This is a genomic window from Mesobacillus sp. ABV4_180, from assembly GCF_056158485.1.
The window spans coordinates 2,297,291-2,315,307 of record NZ_JBSWTJ010000001.1; the positions used below are offsets into that span (position 1 = coordinate 2,297,291).

General features: G+C 41.3%; 16 protein-coding genes. 11 read left to right on the forward strand and 5 right to left on the reverse strand.

Annotated features, from left to right (window positions below; translation table 11 throughout):
* Positions 1–93: 93 nt before the first annotated feature.
* The 3 genes from ACXAEA_RS11745 to ACXAEA_RS11755 are packed head-to-tail and all read left to right on the forward strand — an operon-like array spanning position 94 to position 3,194.
* Positions 94–2,418: an AAA family ATPase gene (locus ACXAEA_RS11745; protein WP_475096062.1), complete on the forward strand. Its 2,325-nt coding sequence runs from the start codon at positions 94–96 to the stop codon at positions 2,416–2,418.
* A 2-nt stretch (positions 2,419–2,420) separates the two neighbouring features.
* On the forward strand, positions 2,421–2,858 hold the full coding sequence (locus tag ACXAEA_RS11750; RefSeq protein WP_475096063.1) for an acyl-CoA thioesterase: 438 nt from the start codon (positions 2,421–2,423) through the stop codon (positions 2,856–2,858).
* Positions 2,859–3,194 carry a hypothetical protein gene (locus ACXAEA_RS11755; protein ID WP_475096064.1) on the forward strand — a complete coding sequence of 112 codons (336 nt, stop codon included), beginning with the start codon at positions 2,859–2,861 and terminating at the stop codon, positions 3,192–3,194. It begins immediately after the preceding gene.
* An 80-nt stretch (positions 3,195–3,274) separates the two neighbouring features.
* Here ACXAEA_RS11755 and ACXAEA_RS11760 read toward each other — a convergent pair whose 3' ends face one another.
* From ACXAEA_RS11760 to ACXAEA_RS11775, 4 genes are all read right to left on the reverse strand, one after another.
* Complete coding sequence (locus ACXAEA_RS11760) at positions 3,275–3,568, reverse strand: HesB/YadR/YfhF family protein (protein ID WP_475096065.1); 294 nt, start codon at positions 3,566–3,568, stop codon at positions 3,275–3,277.
* Between the two features lie 99 nt (positions 3,569–3,667).
* The gene (locus tag ACXAEA_RS11765) at positions 3,668–4,837 is read right to left on the reverse strand and encodes a CapA family protein (protein ID WP_475096066.1); all 1,170 of its coding nucleotides are present in this window, start codon (positions 4,835–4,837) and stop codon (positions 3,668–3,670) included.
* Between the two features lie 282 nt (positions 4,838–5,119).
* Complete coding sequence (locus tag ACXAEA_RS11770) at positions 5,120–5,299, reverse strand: hypothetical protein (protein ID WP_475096067.1); 180 nt, start codon at positions 5,297–5,299, stop codon at positions 5,120–5,122.
* 111 nt (positions 5,300–5,410) lie between these two features.
* Positions 5,411–6,142, reverse strand: a complete 732-nt coding sequence (locus ACXAEA_RS11775) for an ATP-binding protein (RefSeq protein WP_475096068.1) — start codon at positions 6,140–6,142, stop codon at positions 5,411–5,413.
* 215 nt (positions 6,143–6,357) lie between these two features.
* Between ACXAEA_RS11775 and ACXAEA_RS11780 the strand changes: the two genes are divergently transcribed.
* Complete coding sequence (locus tag ACXAEA_RS11780) at positions 6,358–7,197, forward strand: STAS domain-containing protein (RefSeq protein ID WP_475096069.1); 840 nt, start codon at positions 6,358–6,360, stop codon at positions 7,195–7,197.
* Between the two features lie 53 nt (positions 7,198–7,250).
* On the opposite strand, the gene plsY is transcribed toward ACXAEA_RS11780, so the two are convergent.
* Entirely contained in the window at positions 7,251–7,835 is a 585-nt protein-coding gene (plsY, locus tag ACXAEA_RS11785; RefSeq protein WP_475096070.1) for a glycerol-3-phosphate 1-O-acyltransferase PlsY, read from the reverse strand.
* Between the two features lie 221 nt (positions 7,836–8,056).
* On the opposite strand from plsY, the gene ACXAEA_RS11790 reads away from it, so the two are divergent.
* The 7 genes from ACXAEA_RS11790 to helD all read left to right on the forward strand — a co-directional run bounded on the left by ACXAEA_RS11790 (position 8,057) and on the right by helD (position 17,997).
* Complete coding sequence (locus tag ACXAEA_RS11790) at positions 8,057–9,487, forward strand: phospholipase D family protein (protein ID WP_475096071.1); 1,431 nt, start codon at positions 8,057–8,059, stop codon at positions 9,485–9,487.
* Positions 9,488–9,715: 228 nt separating this feature from the next.
* Entirely contained in the window at positions 9,716–11,017 is a 1,302-nt protein-coding gene (locus ACXAEA_RS11795; protein WP_475096072.1) for a purine/pyrimidine permease, read from the forward strand.
* 136 nt (positions 11,018–11,153) lie between these two features.
* Positions 11,154–11,567 carry a CoA-binding protein gene (locus tag ACXAEA_RS11800; RefSeq protein WP_475096073.1) on the forward strand — a complete coding sequence of 138 codons (414 nt, stop codon included), beginning with the start codon at positions 11,154–11,156 and terminating at the stop codon, positions 11,565–11,567.
* Positions 11,568–11,669: 102 nt separating this feature from the next.
* Positions 11,670–12,782, forward strand: a complete 1,113-nt coding sequence (locus ACXAEA_RS11805; protein ID WP_475096074.1) for a CdaR family transcriptional regulator — start codon at positions 11,670–11,672, stop codon at positions 12,780–12,782.
* Between the two features lie 125 nt (positions 12,783–12,907).
* Positions 12,908–14,176: a GntP family permease gene (locus tag ACXAEA_RS11810; protein ID WP_475096075.1), complete on the forward strand. Its 1,269-nt coding sequence runs from the start codon at positions 12,908–12,910 to the stop codon at positions 14,174–14,176.
* 117 nt (positions 14,177–14,293) lie between these two features.
* Positions 14,294–15,427 carry a glycerate kinase gene (locus ACXAEA_RS11815; RefSeq protein WP_475096076.1) on the forward strand — a complete coding sequence of 378 codons (1,134 nt, stop codon included), beginning with the start codon at positions 14,294–14,296 and terminating at the stop codon, positions 15,425–15,427.
* A 242-nt stretch (positions 15,428–15,669) separates the two neighbouring features.
* On the forward strand, positions 15,670–17,997 hold the full coding sequence (gene helD, locus ACXAEA_RS11820) for an RNA polymerase recycling motor HelD (protein ID WP_475096077.1): 2,328 nt from the start codon (positions 15,670–15,672) through the stop codon (positions 17,995–17,997).
* The last annotated feature ends 20 nt before the right edge of the window (positions 17,998–18,017 follow it).

Below are 18,017 nucleotides of genomic sequence, written 5' to 3' on the forward strand. Positions count from 1 at the left end.
TTAAAGATCCGTCCCTACAAGACGGGTCTTTTTCCGTTTGAGGGAAAATGTGATAATATACGGGTTGTAAACCTAAAAAAAGAAGTGATAAAAATGCAGCATCAAAATAAAAAAATCCCATTAGAAGAACAGTTGATTCTATGGGAAAAAGAAATTGAAGAAACAGGTTTCATCCGTAATGAAGCCTCATTGATTACATCAATCAAACAGCTTACAGATCACAAAGATTACTTCAAATTATCACAGGTCCTGACACTTGCTGCTCAATCCAGGGCAAAAAGGACAGGTTTCGATTCACTTGTTCTTGAATGGCTAAAGAATGCGATTGAATATAATCCAGTGAATTCAAAGGCCAAAAATCTTCATGCCAGCAACCAATGGAAAAACAAAGGCCATGTTTTTGAACAGCTGGTTTATCCAAGAATCCGGGAAACAGACAATCGTGCATTGAAGAAAAAAACAGCTGAGCAATATATAGAGATATCTCAACGTTTTTTAACTTTTGCCGAAGAGCAGTTAGAGGAGTTAAACCTGCAGTCATTTGAGCAAGGAACCAAGCACGGGGCAAAATTCGAGAGATTGACAGGTCTTTTAGAAAAGGCGATAGAGGAGACAGCTGCACTTTTAAAAGCAACAGAACTTTACGAAGAATCTGTCACTGGGGTTTTCCATACTGCTGTTCATTATGAAGAGATCAAGAAAAGGCTTGGCAATCTTGATGAATTAAAGCTTCTTTGGGAAGCAGAATTTAAAGACGAGCTAATGGAAAAGAAGGATTCGGGTTCTGACCCTCTTACTGAACTCAATAAAATGGTTGGACTGCAGTCTGTAAAAGAGAGAGTGAACGATTTCTACCGCTTTTTAAAATATCAGCAAAAGCGTAAGGAAATGGGTTTGCAGACGAAGGATGACCAAAGCTTGAACATGGTCCTTACTGGGAATCCTGGAACAGGTAAAACCTCGCTTGCTCGACAGCTTGCCAGGATTTATCACCATCTTGGTGTGCTGCCGCGAGAAGAGATCATCGAAGCGGACCGCTCACAGCTTGTTGGTGCATATGTAGGGCAAACAGAAGAAAATGTTCGCAAGGTCGTTGAACAAGCTCTTGGAGGAGTCCTATTCATTGATGAGGCTTATAGCCTTAAACGGGAGGGCCAGACAGGAAATGATTATGGGCAGACCGCAGTCGATACTCTTGTATCATTAATGACGGGTCATGAGTATGGCGGAAAATTTGCAGTCATACTTGCTGGGTACCCAGAAGAAATGCGTCAATTTCTGGATGCCAATCCGGGTTTAAGATCAAGATTCCCTCAGTCCAATTTTATTCATCTTCCTGACTATTCTAATGATGAATTATTGCAAATTGCTGAGCAGGCCGCACTTGATAATGATTTTGCTATCACGGAGCAAGCCAAACTGGAGCTCATAGGCCGAATTGAGAAAGAGCGCGTGGATGACACATTCGGTAATGCCCGGACAGTTCGCAACCTCGTACTGGAAGCCATTTTTAAAAAGGGATCAAGAGGGGTAGAAGACGACGATTTTGCAACATATACCTTATTGGAAAAGAAGGATTTTGAAACAGCTATCACTCAAACAGCAGATAAACCTCTCAGCCGATTGCAGGAACTGGTGGGCTTGGATAATGTTAAAACTGAAGTAACCTCATTGATTTCTTTCGTCAGGATGCAGCAATTGCGCAAGGAAAAGGGACTGCCTTCTGTCCCAATCCAGCTGCATTCCGTTTTCACCGGAAACCCTGGAACTGGAAAAACTACGGTAGCTAAAATTTACGCTGAACTGCTAAAGGAATGTGGAATGCTGAAACGAGGTCATTTAATCGTCAGCAGCCGGGCGGATTTCGTAGCAGGCTATGTGGGCCAGACTGCAATTAAAACAAAAAAGAAAATTCGCGAGGCATTAGGCGGTGTCTTGTTCATTGATGAGGCTTATTCATTGCTGGGCAAAAGTACCGGAGATTTCGGCAAGGAGGTCATAGACACTCTCGTAGATGAAATGACAAGGCATAATGAGAATCTTGTCGTTGTCCTTGCAGGTTACCCGACTGAGATGGACATGCTACTTGAAAGTAATCCGGGACTTCGCTCACGTTTTAAGAAATTCTTCCATTTCCCTGATTATTCTATGGAAGAATTGCTGATTATCATCCAGTCCTATGCAGGTAAGTATCAATATACGCTGACCGAAGAAGCGACTTCTTTTTTAACGAAAAAACTGGCCGAAACAGACATTAACGGAAACGGCCGTTTTGCCACCAATTTAGTGGACGAAGCCATCCAATCACAAGCTTACCGCTTGATGGGGGATGGAGGTTTCGACCAATTCGATGAAACAGTTTTACACTTGGAAAAACATGATTTTGAAGCAGCTTTTACTAAAATAAAAGGGGAATAAAGATGAAGATTTCATCAAGGGAAATAGAGGTACGCTACGCTGAAACTGACCAGATGGGTGTGGTATACCATGCCAATTACCTCGTTTGGATGGAGCTTGGCCGAACACATTTGATCAAGGAGCTCGGATTCAATTATGCTGAGATGGAGAAGGATGGGATCATTTCTCCAGTTCTTGACATCCAGGCTTCCTATAAAAAGCCGCTAAGGTACGGAGATACTGCAACAATTAAAACCTGGGTTGAAGAATATGATGGTATCCGCTGCGTCTATAATTATGAAATTTATAACGGCGAAGGTGAGCTTGCTCTTACAGGCAGCTCAAAGCATGTTTGTGTCAAGAAGGACAGCTTTAGGCCGATTTCACTGAAAAGAACTTATCCTGACTGGCATGAAGCATACATGCAAGCTATGAAAAAGCCAGAAAAGGAGCAGGTCTGATTGGCTTTTGGCATCAAGCGCAGTGAGCTCAATGAATGGAAAGCAAAAATTAAAAGAGGCGAAATTGCTTTTTTGACACATTATTGGATTGATGAACGATTTCCAGGTTGTTCAACAGTGACAAAGGTCGGCTGCAGTGATCTTGAAAAATTAGCAGAGTGGGGAAAGCACTATAACTTAAGGCCAGAATGGATTGACAAACGGAAAAGGGACTACCCTCATTTCGATCTGTTCGGAGCTAAACAGGCAGAGATTTTAAGTGAAGAAGGAATTATGAATCCTTTGGTCAAGAATAGAGGAAGAGACTTGGTCAAACCCGACAAGCAACGAGATTAGGAGCTGGACAATTCTCGAAGTGAAATTTATACTTTCTTATCTCATAAATAAAGCTAAGGGAGGCGCAAATAGCGTCTGCCTTAGCTTTTTTCAAATTTAAATTCAGGTTCCTGGCCCACTGGATGAAGATCAACGATGAGGTCATGGCCGTCAAAATACCATATATCTTTTTCTTCAATGTAGTAAGTAACACCGTTCTTTTCAGTTTTTACCCCAATATGATCAGGCTCATCTTTGGAGACACCTAATGAAAAGCCTTTCTGTACGGTACTGAAGCCTCCATACCGGACAAAGAAGCGCAAGTAACTGCCTGATGAAAGTTCCAATTCGTCCTCATACCAGGCCGCAGCATTATCATTGATCGTAATTTTCATTTCGTTCTCCTTCCATAACTGATAGACCGATTATAACATAAGCAATGCCTGGCCCCATTAATATACGCTTTGATTCGCATGGGCCAGGCACTTTCAACGTTATTCTTTTATGAATTGAGTCATATGATTCATAATTTCGTTATATTTATTCTCAGCTCCGGCAAGTCCGAATTTACCAGCTTCTTTTAGAGGGACAACCTTATAATTGCTTTGTCTGCTGCTGGAAACAAAGGTAGGAAGGAATTCTGGGTTGTCAAGGACCACCTCTGTTCCTCCAGGAGTGATCCTCTTGGTGATCTCAACAGTCGCCAAACCGCCTATATCTTTGTAATCCCACATCTGTCCTGACAGGAAGTTGCCCAGAGAATAGACAACCAGTGATTTTCTTCCATCGGCAGCTGTCAGCCATTCCATTGGCTGCAGGACATGCGGATGATGTCCGAAAATAATGTCGACTCCCTCATCAACCAGGAACTGCGCAAGGTCCTGCTGTTCACTCGTCGGGAATCGCTGATACTCATTTCCCCAATGTATGCTCATGACGACAACATCTGATTCAGCCTTTGCCCGGTGGATTTCAGCCTTCATGAGCTCGCGGTCAATCAGGTTGACCAAATGGTCCTTGCCAATGGGTACAGGAATTCCATTTGTTCCATAAGTATAGGAAAGGTAAGACACTTTGATTCCATTTTTATTAAGGATTCGCAGCTTCTCCTTGTCATCTTCATCCTTGAATGAACCGACATAAGGGAGTCCTGCAGTTTCCATGTTGCTGATCGAAGTCAGCACACCTCGTTCCGATTTATCAAGAGAATGGTTATTTGCATTTGAAACAATATCCACACCGGCATCAAGTAAGGCATCTCCTACTTCGACAGGACTGTTGAACATGGGATAGCTTGATAAACCAATTTCTTCACCGCCAAGGAGTGTTTCCTGGTTAGCAAGCAGCAAATCAGGTTCTATTAAAAAGTCCTTTACATTGCTGAGCATTGGTTTGAAATCATATCCTGGATTCACATAGGCGTCTTCATAAACCGTATCATGAATCAGAATATCACCGATTGCCCCCAATTTAATCTTCTCTGTATAATTTTTTTCGGAAACATCCATGCTTCTTGATAGATGTGGTTTCTGGCTTTTCACCTGTATATTCGGTTCTTTTGCCTCGGCTTCGTGATACATCTGGAACGTCAATGCCGATGCTACGATCCCCAACCCCGCAAATAAAGATACCGCATACGCAGTTTTCTTTCTTTTTCTTCTCATTTTAATCTCCCCAAAAAAAGATTAGGCATTTTTATATTTAAGCCTCTAAGGATAATATATTATAAGTATGATGATAAATGTATAAAATTCAGGTTTATTTTCACATTTTTGTCATGATTCGATTTTTTTCGTACAGAGGATATAAGAACAAAAAGCGCAAGCGCCTCGAGGGGCTATGCGCTGGAGCTAGATTAAGATTACTACATGTAATTATCCACACCTGAACATTTTTATAATAAGAAAAAGTGCGGTATCTATAACCGCACTTTTTTATTAGTTAAATCAACATTCCATTCCCTCGATAAAATCCATCAATTCATCGAGGTTTTTTATTTTTATAACTGGTCGATCTTGTTGCTCCATATCTTCAATGAATTCAACAACAAAATCATCTGGCGACATTACTTCAGCAGTTGAAGTAGTAAATACGTATTTGTCCATTGACTTTAATACTTCTTCCATCTTTGTCAGCCTTCTTTCCGATATTCTTTCCTCAATTGTAGCAATGAAAAGGATCCATCCCCAATAATATTTTGACAATTTTCCAACTAATAATAATACGAATATCCTTGATTAAAATATAGCAGGGAGTGAGATGGTAAAATTTGTGGTTCCATTTGCAGATTCGACATTCATGCATCCGCCATGATCTTCTATAATTTTTTTGCTGATGACCAGGCCAATACCATTGCCGTCTTCCTTTGTGGTGTAAAAGGGAGTGAAAATCTGCTCTAAAGAGCGTTCATCAATGCCGCCACCATTGTCGATTAAAGAACATTTCACATAACCGTTATCTTCAAAGACGGATATATTAATATTTCCGTGAATCTTTTTGTTTTCCTTTATTGCTTCTACAGCATTTTTCATTAAATTAACCATCACTTGTTTTAGCTGATTTTCGTCTGCTTGTACAAATAAATCCTCGGCTGGTGTGTGTATACTGATTGCAATTCTATTAAGAATGGCATCACCTGCATATAAACCAGCGACTTTTTTGGCAATTTGATTCATAGATGTTTTCCGTTTTTCCTTTAATCCAGCCTTAATATCTGAAAGATAGCCAGTAAGTAAATCATTGGTCCGGTCGATCTCTGCCAAAGCCATTTCGGCCAATTCCAGCTTGCCAATCGTTTGGAGTTCCGGGAGTAACATTTGAAGAAATGCTTTTATAGTTGTCAACGGGTTCCTGATTTCATGTACCATACCGGCCACAGACATCGTTCCGGAAGCGTGATGATGAATTTCCCAAATAGATTGGCAATCATTCATTTTTCGGGGAGAAGATATTCCAGCGTTCTTTTTCATGTAAATCCCTTCTTTTTTGAATTATTTTGTCGACCATTGTTTGAATCGATTTGATATCGGGTAATTTCTACAGGAATTACCATACATTGAAGCGGGCAACCTAATGTTCGATCCTATTCGGATGTATATGACATTTTCATTTACAATATTCCATCAAAACTGATTTTAACTATAGAAAACAAAAACACCGATGATCTTCACAAAGGAGCAAAGCAATGACTAAAGCACAAAATGTTTTGAATGATTTCCTGCAAATGCACCAAGAAACATTAATTAATGACATATTGGATGCAATCGACAAAAAACAGCCTGAAGCTTTTATTAAACTGGCACATCAGTCAAAAGCGGGAATTTATCAAGAACATATTAGACAACTCGTTCTTCTTTTTGAAAAATATACAGTTGGCGAGAGTACAGAAAAACAACTTGAACAGTGGGGAATGATTGTCAGTGAAGATAAGGTTCGTTTGGGACTCTCTCTAAATCAATCAATACAGCATTTCACCATCATCCGCGATGTCGTATGGGAGAATGTTTCCATAATTGCTGAAAGCGAAAAAGAGCTATCCATTGGTGAAAGCATGAAACTGGGGAAAATCATCAACGATTTTATCGACAAACTCATTTTAATTTTCGCCAAATCTTATACCGGACTTGCCAACAAGAGACTCCGTGCACAACAGGAGGTCATAAATGAGCTAAGTACTCCAATCATTTCAATAGTTGATGGAGTAGCTGTGCTTCCGATTATCGGGGATATTGATACTCACAGGGCCAGGCTTTTAATGGAGCACACATTGCGTGAAACAATAAAACAAGAAGTAGACTGTCTCATTTTGGACATGTCAGGCGTTTTCATAGTGGATACAATGGTTGCCCAGGAACTTTTCAAAATCATCGACAGCCTGAAATTAACGGGTGTTGATGTGAACATTACCGGAGTGAGGCCTGAACTGGCACACTCTGTTGTCACACTCGGCATCAACTTTGATGAAGTGAAAATGTTCAATAATTTGGGCCAGGCATTAAAAGCCTTTGGGATTGTAAGAAAATAAAAAGCCTGCAAAAACCAGTCTGTGGTTTTGCAGGCTTTTTTTCTGTCAAATTCTTATAGCCACTTGATTTTTGGCTCAGTTTTATTCTTGATTCTAACAATATTAGCTCGGTGCCTGTAAACTACGAAAATTGCAAGAACAGCCACAACAACAATCAAAGGAAGATCTCTCGTGAAAAGCGAGTATATGAATGTAGCGATAGCGGTTAGGATCGATGAAAGCGAAACGTACTTTGTTATGTACAAGCTGACAAAAAAGAAGAGCAGCATGAACAAGAATAAAAAAGGAACATATGCCAGCAAAATACCTCCGGATGTAGCAACTGCTTTTCCACCCCGGAAACCGGCAAAAACAGGGTACATGTGGCCGATTACAGCAAATACACCAACGGCAAGCATATGGAGGTCAGCATTGAAAATAAGCGGCAGAAATGCAGCCAGGGTACCTTTTAATACGTCTGCGATGCTTACTGCCATTCCCGCCTTCACACCTAAAGTACGAAAGGTGTTTGTGCCACCCAAATTTCCGCTTCCGTGTTCACGGATGTCTTTCCCATAGAATACCTTTCCTACAATCAGGCCTGAAGGGATCGATCCAAGCAAATAAGCCAGTAAAATAATGATTGCGTTTAATACCATGAAATTTTCTCCTTTAAACATTTTACGGTTCTTTTATTTTACCATGTTCTATTAAAAACTCCATGCAAATCTTAAACAAAAGCCTTTATCCCAATAGATTTTAACTAACCTAGGTTGATTTTAATACTGCAGGATCGCCATACATGCTGCACATACTAGCTAAGTTTATAAATTGCTTAATAAGTGAATAAGTATACTATCAAATATAAGGAGTAATGTGGATGCCCCGCGCAATCTTAAAGAGAAAGAAATTAATCATTTTACTCATTTTTGCTCTTATTGTTGGAGGGACAATATATCACCATACACATAAAGAACTGCCTGAAGGATTGTCCTATGAGGGAGAAGTCCATAACGTCAAGGATGTCCGATTTTTATACGATCTAACCTATACGGATAATGATGGCGAAAAAAAATACGAACATGAGATTTTTGACACAATCTTAAAAAGAATAGAAGAAGCAGAGAAATTCATTGTTCTCGATATGTTCTTATTCAATGGTTACTACAAGAAAGATATGGGCTATCCGGAAATCAGCGAAAATATAGGAGAAAAGCTGATTGCCCAGAAAAAGAAGCACAAGGATCTGAAGGTGGTATTCATCACTGATGAAATAAATCTTACGTACGGTTCACACAAATCAGGTGTACTGAAGGAATTGCGCGATAACGGCATCGATGTCATTTTTACCAACCTTGATCCATTGAGGGACTCCAATCCTTTATATACTGCAATATGGCGTATATTCTTCCAATGGTTCGGACAATCCGGTGAAGGCTGGCTGCCGAATCCAATGGCGAAAAACGCTCCGGATGTGACTTTGCGTTCTTATCTGGAGCTTCTGAATCTTAAAGCAAATCACAGGAAAGTGTTTGTAACGGAAAAAACGGCCATTGTGGCTTCTGCAAATCCGCATGATGCAAGTGGCTTTCACTCAAATATTGCTTTCGAAACGAATGGGAATATCATTGGTGACATTCTGAAAGCCGAACAAGGGGTAGTTGACTTTTCGGGCGGAGGCAATCTTCCTGAATTCAAAGATGTAAAAGAAGAAGGAGCAGCCAAAGTTCAAGTCCTTACGGAAGGCAAGATTTTCAAGCACCTTTTGGCCGAATTGAAGAAAACGAAAAAAGGGGATCAGGTTTGGATTGGCATGTTTTATCTGGCTGAGAGGAATGTGATCGATGAAATCGATAAGGCAGCAGACCGCGGGGCAAAAATAAACATCATCCTTGACCCTAATACGAATGCCTTTGGCAACCAAAAATCAGGACTGCCAAACATACCTGTTTCTGCCGAGATCGAGAACTTTGGAAGTGAAAATATAAAAATCAAATGGTACGATGCCGGACAGGAGCAATATCACACAAAAATGATCTACTTCGATCGCGGGAAAACAGGGCTGATCATTGGGGGTTCTGCGAATTTCACGAGAAGGAACCTTGACGACTTCAATCTGGAAACAAACCTGAAAATTGAGGCACCAGATGACAGCTTGGTCATAAAAGATGTTGACTCTTACTTTGACAGACTATGGAATAACAAAGATGGAAACTACACCATCGACTATGAAGAAAACAAAGATAAAATGACCCCCTTTAAATACATGATTTACTGGATTCAAAAAATATTAAGATTTACAAGTTATTGATTGCAATGACCTCCATTTAGGAGGTCTTTTTTGGCTCGTATAAACCTGGTAAGTACTTAACTTCAAAAATCACTTCTCATTTTCAATTACTTTAAGTACCATAATAGTATAACTAGAATAAAAGGATAGATTTGGAAAACGAATTAATTGATTGGATATGATCGTTCAATGTCCGTTTTGGTCTTTGACTTCAAACAAAATTAAAAGAATAGAAAATGGTGATTTTAAATGAAGGTTCTTCTTTCATCCGTACAATGGATGGCATTTATTATCGCAGGCTCAATCGTTGCACCGATTGCTATTGCGGATTTATACATGCTGAGTGAAGTGGAAACCACAGGCCTGGTGCAACGCACTATGTTCGTTTTGGGTCTTTCGAGTCTGCTGCAAGCATTGATTGGCCATCGCTTGCCAATCAATGAGGGTCCCGCCGGGCTATGGTGGGGAGTTTTCACAATATATGCAGGATTAAGCACAGCATTGTTTTCTTCTCGCATCGAAACTTTACAGGCACTTGAAGGAGCAATGATCATAAGTGGTGTCGTTTTCTTTTTATTAAGTTTGTTCAAGCTAATTGAAAAGCTTGCTGAATTATTTACTCCAGTGGTTAGCGGCGTTTATTTGCTGCTGCTTATCATCCAGCTCAGCGGTTCATTCCTGAAAGGTATGATGGGACTAGAGGGAAACCAAAATGAAATAAACCTTTCAATCGCATTTTTCAGCGTAATCCTGGTTGTGATTACCTTATATTTAACCAGACACCCAAAAAAATGGGTGAGCCAGTACGCCATCCTGATAAGTCTGGCCGCAGGGTGGCTGCTTTATTCGGTATTGAATCAGGGAGAATCTTTCGAGGATTATGATGGACCCATATTCACGATTCCAAAGCTTTTTGCGTTTGGGAAACCGGTATTCGATTCTGGCTTGATGGTAACTTCTGTTTTTATCACGTTCCTGCTGATCACCAATATGCTCGCCAGCATAAGGGTAACTGGGCAAGTCTTGAAGGATATGGGCCATGAAGATGGTAATTTCCGGTACCGCGCAAGTGGATTTGTGGCTGGCGTTAACCAGTTGCTGGGAGGCGCATTTTCTGCAATTGGTTCTGTCCCTATTTCTGGAGCTGCAGGTTTTATCGCAACGACTGGCATAACACGTATCCTCCCTTTCATCATCAGTTCACTGTTAATCATTGGAGCGAGCCTAATGCCGAATGTTATGACTTTCTTTGCTGCTCTTCCTGCACCTGTTGGCTACTCAGTGACATTTGTTATTTTTGCAAATATGATTGGAATCGCATTTTCAGAATTCGATCGGGAACCAGATAAAAAAAGGACAAGAGTCGTAATTGGTACCTCACTGATGGCAGGCGTGGGAGTGATGTTCATCCCAGGAGCAGCATTCAGCCACATCCCTCCAGTATTAGTATCAATTTTAAATAACGGTTTAATCCTCGGCACCCTGATTGCTGTCATTTGCGACCAGTTAACTCTTGCAAAACTTAGAAAGCGGAAGAGTTCAATTGTGTAATGAAAGAAAAATGGGTAGGAATTTATGATATGGCAGCACCGTATCCCGCTATATCAAGCAATTACTTATGATTCACACCGTCTGTACGTTAAAATGGAATATGAAGATTATTACTTATACATGGGAGTGATCGTAAATGGCAATTGAAAATCCTAGCAGGGATGAAATCGGCAAAATCTTAAAAAAGGCAAAAAGAATTGCAGTGGTGGGTTTAAGCGATAACCCACAGCGGACCTCTTACATGGTCTCAAAGGCAATGCAGGCTGCGGGCTACGACATCATCCCGGTCAACCCTTCTGTTGACGAAGTTCTCGGTGTAAAAGCGGTCAAAACATTAAAGGATATTGAAGGACATATCGATATTGTCAATGTATTCCGGCGTTCAGAATATCTGATGGAAGTTGCGAAAGAATTTGCTGAAATAGACGCTGACGTATATTGGGCTCAACTTGGTCTTGAAGATGTAGAAGCTTATCAATTTTTAAAAGAAAAGGGTTATACCGTGATCATGGATCGATGCATCAAGGTCGAACACGCTTTAACCAAATAACTTTTACGACGTGAGGACGAATGTTCTCACGTTTCTCTTTTGTTCGATTAAAAAATCAGAGATAATGAATTATTATGAAATAATGCAAGGCAGGGATCATGAATGGAGTTTCTAAACAGGCAGTTGGCTCAGGAAATCGTAGACAGGACGATGGGCATCATTGGCAGAAACATCAATGTAATGAATAATCAGGGAGTGATTATAGGATCAGGTGACTCAAGCCGAATCGATGACGTGCATCAAGGTGCGGCAATCGTGCTTGAACAGGGTTTCGGTTTTGAAATTACCGAAGCTGAAGCTGATAAGCTGCATGGTGTAAAACCTGGAATTAACCTTCCAATAACCTTTGATGGCAAATTAGTAGGGGTTGTCGGCATAACAGGGCCACCAGAAGAAATCAGAAGCTTTGGAGAACTTGTCCGTATGGCTGCCGAACTTAGCCTGCAGCAGGCTGTTTTGGTCAAGGAAATTCAATGGGATGAAAGACTGAAGGAGGAGCTTGTCAGTCAGCTCATCCACTCTGATGGAAAGCCCGATACGCTTTTTCATGAAAGGGCTGAACGTTTAGGAATCAATCTGGATTTGCCTAGGGCAGCAATGATCTTCCTTACATCCGACCGAAAGAAAACTATTTCCTATTTAAATAAACGCCTGGAAAAAGATGATCTTATATTGATGCAGCACGACAGGATTGTACTTCTAAAAATAGTCCCACTAAAAGATACTTATAGTTACTTAAAAAATATCGCAGAAAGCTGGTTACATGGAATTGAGTCCAATTTAAACATTGAAATGAAAATTGGCATCGGACAATACCATGAAGGAATTGGCGGAATGGCTGGCTCATATCAGCAAGCAGCCAATACACTTGAAGCGGGTTTGAAATCAGAGGCCCAAAATCAAATTTTTTTATTTGAGGATTTATACCTGCCTGTATTCCTGTTAACGGCTTCGAAATCCGGAATTACGACAGGTTTACAGCCATATTATCGTGTATTGATACAAAAAGATCCAAAAGGGGAGTTGACCGAATCTTTAAGGGCGATCCTTGATACAAATGGGGACATGAACAATGCTGCCAAAAAACTCTTTATCCACCGGAATACTCTCCGCTACCGCCTGGATAAAATCACTGAAATCACAGGTAAAGATCCACGGAAAACAACCGATTTGCTCCATCTTTACCTTTCATTTTTAATTCATCTGCTGGATTGAATTGTGCAAATGCACAAAAGACCTGAGCTTTTACAGGTCTTTTTTTGATGTTTTGACTAATGTAAATCAATAGGATAGCGCTTACAATTGAGTTGCTAACAGAATTAATGAAGGAGGAAAACATCTTGGACGTACAAGTAAGCGCTTTCGGCGCAATCGTTGCTCTCATTGTTGCCATTTTCCTAATCTTAAAGAAGGTATCTCCAGCATACGGTATGATTGCTGGTGCATTAATTGGCGGGCTTGCAGGCGGAGTGGATGTCACAAACACCGTCACCTTAATGATGGAGGGGGCAAAGGGAATTATTCCTGCCGTAATGAGAATACTGGCTGCCGGGGTTCTTGCAGGTGTCCTGATCGAATCAGGCGCTGCAGCGGTAATTGCGGAAACAATCGTAAAAAAAGTAGGCGAGACACGTGCACTGCTGGCACTAGCCATCGCTACAATGATCCTTACAACAGTCGGTGTCTTCATAGACGTTGCTGTCATCACTGTTGCACCTATCGCTCTGGCAATCGCTAACCGGGCTGGCATCTCTAAAACAGCAATCTTGCTTGCAATGATCGGCGGCGGCAAAGCAGGTAACATCATGTCACCCAACCCGAATGCGATCGCTGCAGCTGACGCATTCCAAATCCCATTGACATCTGTTATGGCTGTTGGTATCATTCCGGCTATTTTTGGACTGGCAGTAACCTATATTTTAGCTAAAAAGCTGGTGAAAAAAGGGTCTGTGGTTACAGCACAGGAAAGCGAAACAACAATTATCGGCAAGCTTCCGCTTATCTTTCCTGCAATAGTGGCACCCTTGGTAACAATCATCCTCCTTGCACTTAGACCGTTATTTGATATCAATATTGACCCTATGATTGCACTCCCGGCTGGAGGAATTGCCGGAGCACTCGCTATGGGCAAAATCAGGCAGATCAATGACTATGCTGTTGCAGGACTCGGAAAAATGTCAGGTGTAGCAATCATGCTTCTTGGTACAGGTACATTGGCTGGAATCATCGCTAACTCCGGACTGAAAGATGTAATCATCAACAGCCTGGATGCACTGGGTCTTCCAGCATTCGTCCTTGCGCCAGTTTCAGGGATTTTTATGTCTGCCGCTACAGCTTCTACTACTGCTGGTACAGCAGTTGCTTCACAAGTTTTCGGTGCAACCATTTTGGAAATGGGCGTAACAGCATTGGCCGGTGCCGCAATGGTTCACGCTGGCGCTACAGTTCTTGACCACCTCCCACACGGCAGCTTCTTCCATGCTACAGGAGGAAGTGTCAACATGGAAATCAAGGAACGTCTAAAGCTGATTCCATACGAAACAGCAGTAGGTTTGACATTGGCGATTGTTTCTACTCTGATCTTCGGAATCTTTAAGTTCTTTGGATAAGAATTTTTCAGGGTGGTCCGGGTTTGATACTCGGGCCGTTCATTAACAATATTATTACCCTCATCAAATTAAAGAAAAAAAATCCTTATTTTCAATCAGTGAGAGGAGAATCTGATTATGAAAATCGTAATTGCACCTGATTCTTTTAAAGAGAGCCTCACTGCACTCGAGGCAGCATTGGCAATCGAAAAAGGCATGGCGAAAATTCTTCCGGAAGCAAGGTTCGTCAAAGTTCCAATGGCAGACGGAGGGGAAGGCACTGTACAATCGCTTGTCGATGCAACGGGCGGCAAAATCATATCTAAAACGGTTACTGGACCACTAGGGACACCCGTCAACGCATTCTTCGGCATATCCGGAGATGAAAAGACAGCGGTCATTGAAATGGCTGCTGCATCGGGACTGCATCTTGTTCAAGCAGATAAGCGAAACCCATTGATAACAACCACAAGAGGAACTGGAGAATTGATTTCCGCTGCTCTTGATTATGGAGTTGAACAGATCATTATTGGAATCGGCGGAAGTGCAACCAATGATGGCGGGGCAGGTATGGCTAAAGCGCTCGGCATCAAGTTCCTGGATCGTGCAGGTGCTGAAATTGGCGAAGGCGGCGGTGCACTTGCATCCATCGCAGCTATTGACATGGATGGAATTGATTCCCGGTTAACTTCGGTAAAAATAGAGGTAGCATGCGATGTCGATAACCCGCTTACAGGGCCAAGGGGAGCATCTGCAATTTTCGGACCGCAAAAAGGCGCGACACCTGATATGGTGCAGGCATTAGACGCAAACCTTCAGCATTATGCACAAATCATCCGAAGGGATCTCGGCAAGGATATTGAACACATAGAAGGCGCAGGTGCAGCAGGCGGGCTCGGCGGCGGTTTGCTGGCATTTCTCTCCGCAGAATTAAAAAGAGGTGTCGATATTGTCATTAAAGCAACCAACCTCGATGATCATCTCAAGGATGCTGATTTCGTCATTACTGGCGAAGGGAAGATTGATGGACAGACGATCTTTGGCAAGACACCTATTGGAGTTGCCAAGACTGCCAAAAAACATGATGTTTCAGTCATTGCGATTGCAGGAAATGTAGCAGCCGACAGCCATATCGTCCACGAACATGGAATCGATGCAGTATTCAGTATCGTGCCAGGAATTATATCATTAGAAGAAGCCTTTGAAAACGCACAAGAATATGTCGAAAGACTTTCAGCGAATATCGCTTCTGTGATCAAGTTATGTAAATAAATATAAAAAAGCCGCGTGCAGAGCAGTTTCAGCATCGCGGCTTTTTTATATATGTTTACATTAAAAATAAAAATCACCAATCATGGTGATTTCAAGATCTATGTATTTGTATTATAAATATGTGCATAGTAAAATGGTAGTTGATTTAAAAAATAAATTATCAAAACTAGACACAAAAACTCTAAAATAACATTAACACAAAATATAACAAAAGTCAAGTATCACGTCGGGGAGTGTATGCTATGGAAGATAAACAGCTCAAAGAGTTACAATATGAACAAAATAGAGTAGAGTCCATCATTGTAGAAATTGACAAAAAAGCAGCAAAGTGGAATGAAAGCTCAAGTGATGTAGGCTCAGATGCACTCCATATCAGGAAAACCTTTTGGGAGGACGTAACGGTTAACTTCGATGAAGCCGATGATGTAGCAGAAACCTTCACAAGCATCAAACAGCAGGCTGCACTGCTTTCAGAACGAGAACGGACACAATCCCAAATGATCAAACAACTGCAGACATTGTCCCGCCTAAGGTTCTCCCCTTATTTTGGAAGAGTCGATTTTAGAGAGGATGGAGAAATCCAGTCAGAGAAAATCTATCTCGGAATTGCCTCACTAATGGATGAAAAGGAAGAAAATTTCCTGATATACGATTGGCGTGCACCGATATCCGGACTTTATTATGATTACTCCCCAGGTCCAGCTCTATATAGGACAGAAACAGATACAATAGAAGGAAATATGGATCTCAAACGCCAGTTTGTCATCAAAGGCGGAAAAATAAAAGCGATGTTCGAAACCGGGGTAACCATTGGGGATGAGATGCTTCAGGAAGTACTGGGAAATAATGCAGATACCCAGATGAAAACGATTGTCGCAACAATCCAAAAGGAACAGAATCAAATCATCCGAAATGATTCCAGCAGCCTGGTAGTAGTTCAAGGTGTGGCAGGAAGTGGCAAAACGTCTGCAGCGATGCAGCGAGTAGCCTACCTGCTGTATAGATACAGGAATATCATTAAATCAGAAAACATCATGCTATTTTCACCGAATCCCTTATTCAACAGTTATGTGGCTACAGTTCTTCCTGAACTAGGAGAAGAAAACATGCAGCAGGCTACATTCCAGGAATATCTTTTAACCCGGTTTGGCAGCAATTATAAGCTTGAGGACCCTTTTGAACAAATGGAATATCTGTTGGATGCTGAAAAAGATGAAAATTATCATAATAGAGTTGAAAGCATTCGATTCAAATCGAGCCTGGATTTTAAATACCTGCTTGAACGTTATGCCGAAAAATTATCCAAAGAAGCCCTCGCCTTTAAAAGTATAGGGTTCAAAAAGCGGGTCATTATTTCCAAAAATGAAATCGCTGCTTATTATGCCTCCCTTGATGCGGAAATTTCAATCCCTAACAGGATCCAGCTTTTAAAGGAATGGCTGACGAAGGAATTAAAGAAAAAAACAAAGGCTGAACTTTTTCAGGATTGGGTAGAGAAGGAGATTCAATTTCTTGAAAAGGAAGATTATCTTGAGGCATTTAAACAAAGCCAGCTAAAACAGGGCGGAGCTAATGATACTTTCAACGATTACGATCGCGAACAAAGGTGGCTTTCAGAAATGGTAGTGAAAAAGCGGTTCAAACCTTTGTTTAACTTCGTCAAAAAGTTAAAGTTCATTGATATCAGAACCATTTTCATTGATTTCATTAAAGAGACACAGGGATATGGAGATACGGTTCCAGTAAACTGGGCTTCCTCTTGTGCAAGGTCTATACATCACCTTGAAGAAAGATCCATTTTGTATGAGGATGCAACACCGTTTCTATACCTGCAGGATTTACTAGAGGGCAGGAGGTCCAATACTTCGATCCGTCATGTATTTATTGATGAAGCGCAGGATTATACACCCTTTCAATTTGCCTATATCAAGAAGCTGTTTCCTTATAGCAAAATGACACTTTTGGGCGATATAAATCAGGCTATTTATTCGGGACCTACAGGAGCGTCTTCGATCCTGGAAGAAGGGGAGCTGGATTTTGGAGAAAAAGAAACCTACACACTTACGAAAACGTACCGGTCTACAAGACCAATCGTTGAATTCACCCGCCAGTTGATTGAAGGCGGGGATTTGATTGAACCATTTAATCGAACTGGACCAAAGCCGGTCCTTTTTCAAGTTCAAAATGCCATTGAACAGGCTGACAAAGTAAATGAATTGATTGCATCCATGCAAGCTTCAGGACATAAGAATATTGCTGTCATATGCAAAACCGCAGCGGAAAGCAAATCTGCCTTTGAGGCAATTATCAAAGACTATGATGCAAGACTTATTGAAAAAGGTACATTAACCTTCGAAAATGGTGTCAACGTGGTGCCAGCCTATCTTGCAAAGGGCATTGAATTCGATGGCGTGATTCTTTACGATTCCTCTGTCTATACAAGAGATGAGGAAAGGAAGTTGTTATATACCGCATGCACGAGGGCAATGCATGAATTATTTATCCTCTCAACAGGTCATATCAGCCCGCTGATCCAACTGGTTGATAAACATTTATACGAAACCTTGTAATGAGAGCCGCCAGGGGACTG

Bases quoted from the DNA above. Each gene is read 5' to 3' on its own strand.
- ACXAEA_RS11745 (WP_475096062.1), top strand. From the start codon at position 94: ATGCAGCATCAAAATAAAAAAATCCCATTAGAAGAACAGTTGATTCTA.
- ACXAEA_RS11750 (WP_475096063.1), top strand. From the start codon at position 2,421: ATGAAGATTTCATCAAGGGAAATAGAGGTACGCTACGCTGAAACTGAC.
- ACXAEA_RS11760 (WP_475096065.1), bottom strand. From the start codon at position 3,568: ATGAAAATTACGATCAATGATAATGCTGCGGCCTGGTATGAGGACGAA.
- ACXAEA_RS11765 (WP_475096066.1), bottom strand. From the start codon at position 4,837: ATGAGAAGAAAAAGAAAGAAAACTGCGTATGCGGTATCTTTATTTGCG.
- ACXAEA_RS11770 (WP_475096067.1), bottom strand. From the start codon at position 5,299: ATGGAAGAAGTATTAAAGTCAATGGACAAATACGTATTTACTACTTCA.
- ACXAEA_RS11775 (WP_475096068.1), bottom strand. From the start codon at position 6,142: ATGAAAAAGAACGCTGGAATATCTTCTCCCCGAAAAATGAATGATTGC.
- ACXAEA_RS11780 (WP_475096069.1), top strand. From the start codon at position 6,358: ATGACTAAAGCACAAAATGTTTTGAATGATTTCCTGCAAATGCACCAA.
- plsY (WP_475096070.1), bottom strand. From the start codon at position 7,835: ATGGTATTAAACGCAATCATTATTTTACTGGCTTATTTGCTTGGATCG.
- ACXAEA_RS11790 (WP_475096071.1), top strand. From the start codon at position 8,057: ATGCCCCGCGCAATCTTAAAGAGAAAGAAATTAATCATTTTACTCATT.
- ACXAEA_RS11795 (WP_475096072.1), top strand. From the start codon at position 9,716: ATGAAGGTTCTTCTTTCATCCGTACAATGGATGGCATTTATTATCGCA.
- ACXAEA_RS11800 (WP_475096073.1), top strand. From the start codon at position 11,154: ATGGCAATTGAAAATCCTAGCAGGGATGAAATCGGCAAAATCTTAAAA.
- ACXAEA_RS11805 (WP_475096074.1), top strand. From the start codon at position 11,670: ATGGAGTTTCTAAACAGGCAGTTGGCTCAGGAAATCGTAGACAGGACG.
- ACXAEA_RS11815 (WP_475096076.1), top strand. From the start codon at position 14,294: ATGAAAATCGTAATTGCACCTGATTCTTTTAAAGAGAGCCTCACTGCA.
- helD (WP_475096077.1), top strand. From the start codon at position 15,670: ATGGAAGATAAACAGCTCAAAGAGTTACAATATGAACAAAATAGAGTA.